The 3,686-nt window shown below is 59.8% G+C and carries 3 protein-coding genes and 2 pseudogenes; all 5 read left to right on the forward strand.

Translation table 11 applies throughout. The features are described from left to right. Positions 1-380 (forward strand): annotated as a pseudogene (locus CFR80_RS17255) (ATP-binding protein); the annotation flags it as partial. Positions 381-507: 127 nt separating this feature from the next. Next, positions 508-750, forward strand: a pseudogene (locus tag CFR80_RS17260) (hypothetical protein); the annotation flags it as partial. A 114-nt stretch (positions 751-864) separates the two neighbouring features. Beyond that, positions 865-1,866 (forward strand): phosphogluconate dehydrogenase (NAD(+)-dependent, decarboxylating), encoded by a 1,002-nt coding sequence (gene gnd, locus CFR80_RS17265; protein ID WP_110507791.1) that lies wholly within the window; start codon positions 865-867, stop codon positions 1,864-1,866. Between the two features lie 109 nt (positions 1,867-1,975). Further along, positions 1,976-3,508, forward strand: a complete 1,533-nt coding sequence (gene zwf, locus CFR80_RS17270) for a glucose-6-phosphate dehydrogenase (protein ID WP_110507790.1) — start codon at positions 1,976-1,978, stop codon at positions 3,506-3,508. A gap of 52 nt (positions 3,509-3,560) precedes the next feature. After that, positions 3,561-3,686, forward strand: a 126-nt coding sequence (locus CFR80_RS17275; protein ID WP_181418269.1) for an HAD family hydrolase, incomplete at its 3' end; no start/stop codon positions are given.

A 3,686-nucleotide genomic window follows, 5' to 3' on the forward strand; every position in this document is an offset into this window, starting at 1 on the left:
GCCATTGGCCGGAGCTGCATCCGCACAGGTCGGCGTGGCCGGTTCTTCAACGTGGTGGACCGGTCAACCGGCTTGAGGCTGACAGTCGGGCGGCAAGGGCGGGTCGGCTGGCCGAACAACTCGGCCGACTGGACTTTGTCATCCTCGACGAACTGGGATACCTGCCCTTTGCCCAGTCTGGCGGACAGTTGCTGTTCCATATGATCAGCCGCCTTTATGAACAGACCTCGGTCATTGTCACCACGAACCTGTCCTTCGGTGAATGGGCCAGTGTATTCGCCGACGCCAAGATGACCACGGCACTGCTCGACCGTCTGACCCATCACTGCGACATCATCGAGACAGGGAACGAAAGCTGGCGGTTCAGGAACCGTAACTGAACCTCTCTCCAGATCCATACCTGCCCCGGCCTGTCTCCTTACGCCTACGGCTTCAGGAGACAGGCCGGGCCTTCAACAGGGGGTTAATATTGCATGCCGATCAGGGGTTATTTTTGAGTGCCGATTGACAGGCCAGGCGTACAAAGGCGGCCCCAACACCGGCGTGTTCCTGCAGATTACCTGTGATGACGCGGTGAACCTGCCGGTGCCGGGGGAAAAATATACCTTCAGCATCGTCAAGGAAGCACAGGCCCGTGGTGATCTGGAAGTACTGGGCGAACGTGGCCGCCGCGTGCTGCGTGTGCATATCCATGGCGATCTGAAATCCGGCCTTGAAAAACTGGCGCAGGCCATCAGCCGCGCACTCTGATCGCACACCACATCAACCCCCGTCATGGTCATTACAATGGCGGGGCCATTTTTTTACCAGCCCGAACGTGGGCTGAAGTACGGGGCATGCCCCGCCACGGGAGAAACAGGAATCATGCAGATTGGTATAGTGGGTCTGGGCAAGATGGGGGGCAACATTGCCATCCGCCTGACACGTCACGGGCACGATGTAGTGCTGTATGACCGCACGCCCACCGTTATGACCAGGGTCGCGGAACAGGCCAAGGCTGGAAAGACCATCGTGTCATCCGGTCTGAAGGACATGGTGTCAAAACTGACGGCGCAGCGTCGGATCATCTGGCTCATGCTGCCCGCAGGCCCCGTGACGGAAGGGGCGGTAAAGGAACTCGGCACCCTGCTGGGCCGCGGAGATATCCTGATCGATGGTGGTAATTCGTTCTACAAGGACGATATCCGCCGTGCCGCGGAACTGACGAAAAAGGGCATCCATTACGTCGATGTTGGCACGTCGGGTGGCGTGTGGGGACTGGAGCGCGGGTACTGCATGATGTACGGCGGCACGAAAGACGCCACCGACCATATCGATCCGATCCTGTCGGCCCTGGCACCGGGAATTGGCAGCATCCCGCGCACGCCAAACCGTGACAGACCCGGCTTTGACCCGCGTGCCGAACAGGGTTACCTGCATTGCGGGCCGTCGGGTTCGGGCCATTTCGTGAAGATGGTCCATAACGGCATTGAATACGGCATCATGCAGGCCTTTGCCGAGGGCTTCCATGTCATGAAGTCCAAGAACTCGACCGACCTGCCCGAAGACCAGCGTTTTGAGCTGAATATGGCCGATATTGCCGAAGTCTGGCGGCGTGGCAGCGTGGTGTCGTCGTGGCTGCTGGATCTGTCGGCAAGCGCACTTGCGGGCAACCCCGACCTGTCGAATTACAAGGGTGATGTGGCGGATTCCGGCGAGGGCCGCTGGACCATCGAGGCCGCGATTGAAGAGGCCGTGCCCGTCCCGGTCATGACCGAGGCCCTGTTCACGCGTTTCCGTTCGCGCACGGGCAACAACTTTGCCGAAAAGATGCTGTCCGCCATGCGTTTCGGCTTTGGTGGCCATATCGAAGGCACGAACAACTGATGTCGCACGGCTGATGACGCACCCGGCCGCCACTGATCACGTTGGCACGCAACGACCACGGGCGGGCGGCCTGGGTTTTACACGCTGGAAAAGTTCAGGGAGAAGCAAGATGGAGAGCATTGTCGCATCCGCGTCCTCGCAGATTGACGATACGCGACATGAAAACGTGCCGCGTCGCGGGCCACCGGGGGTATTTGTCATATTCGGTGGGGGCGGGGATCTGACGCACCGCCTTCTTGTGCCAGCACTTTACAACCTTGCCAGCGCGGGGCTGCTGGACAGCCATTTCTCCATCATTGTGGTGGACCGGGCCGATGTATCGGCGGCCGACCTGCGCCAGAGCTTCCATGAGTCACTGGAAAACTTCGTCACCAGCCGCGGGACCGAAGCCGTCAGCCTGCATGATGATGTGTGGACGCGCCTGTCCTCCAGCATTGATTACGTGCGCGGTTCGTTCGAGGACGCGGAGACATACGATACCCTTGCCGGGAAAATTGGCAGCCAGAACTGTATTTTCTACCTTGCGGTGGCCGCCCGTTTCTTTGGCACGATTGTCGACCAGCTTGGCGTGTCCGGCCTTGCAAAGGAAAGCGGGAAGGTCTTCCGCCGCGTCATCATCGAAAAACCCTTTGGCAGTGACCTCGCCTCCGCCATTGCGCTGAACGAACGCCTGCTGCGCACGCTTGATGAAAGCCAGATCTACCGGATTGACCATTATCTGGGCAAGGAAACGGTGCAGAACATCCTTGCCCTGCGTTTTTCCAACGGTTTCTTCGAACCTTTGTGGAACCGCGACAATATCGACCATGTCCAGATCACCGCAGCCGAAACGGTGGGCGTGGAGCAGCGTGCGCGGTTTTATGAAAGCACGGGCGCCGTGCGCGACATGGTGCCCAACCATGTCATGCAACTGCTGGCCATGACGGCGATGGAAGCGCCCATTTCGTTTGATGCCGATGCCGTGCGAGATGAAAAGACCAAGGTGCTCAAGGCCATCCATACCGTGCAGCACCATGACGTGGTGCGCGGACAGTACGCGGCAGGCAGCATAAAGGAACAGCCCGTGGTCGGGTATCGTGATGAACCCGGCGTGGATCCCCATTCCCATACCGAAACCTATGTCGCGATGAAACTCATGATCGACAACTGGCGCTGGGCCGGGGTGCCGTTCTATGTGCGCACGGGCAAGCGCCTGGCTGCGCGGAAGACGGAAATCGCGGTGCATTTCAAGTCAGCACCCTATGCCCTGTTCCGCGATACGCCGGTGGACAGGCTGACACCCAACATCATGTTGCTGCATATCCAGCCAACCGAAGGGGTGACACTCCAGTTTTCCGCCAAGATCCCCGGCCCCACGGTGCATCTGGGCGGTGTGCGCATGAAGTTCGATTATTCCGAGTGGTTTCACGAAGGGCCGAGCACCGGTTACGAAACGCTGCTGTACGACTGCATGATCGGGGATGCGACGCTGTTCCAGCGCGCGGATAATATCGAGGCCGGATGGCGCGTGGTCCAGCCCGTTCTGGAGTGGATGCACGCCCCCGCCGGGCTGGATTTTTACGCCGCCGGCAGCGAGGGGCCAAAGGCCGCCGATGACCTTCTGGCCCGCGACCACCGCCACTGGCTGAAAATCGGGTCCTGACGCGCATCCCAGGAAACGGACTGAAAAATGACATCCACAGGAGGGCACCCACGTGTCTGAACCCGAAATACGTCTTGTACTGGCCGATGTGGACGGCACGCTGGTCACGAAGGACAAGATCCTGACACCACGCGCCATCCGGGCTGTCGAACGCCTGCGTGAACGTGGCATCCTGTTC

The sequence above is a fragment of the Komagataeibacter oboediens genome, assembly GCF_003207815.1.
Taxonomy (GTDB): domain Bacteria; phylum Pseudomonadota; class Alphaproteobacteria; order Acetobacterales; family Acetobacteraceae; genus Komagataeibacter; species Komagataeibacter oboediens.

Coding starts and splice junctions, on each gene's coding strand:
- gnd (WP_110507791.1), top strand. CDS start 865: ATGCAGATTGGTATAGTGGGTCTGGGCAAGATGGGGGGCAACATTGCC.
- zwf (WP_110507790.1), top strand. CDS start 1,976: ATGGAGAGCATTGTCGCATCCGCGTCCTCGCAGATTGACGATACGCGA.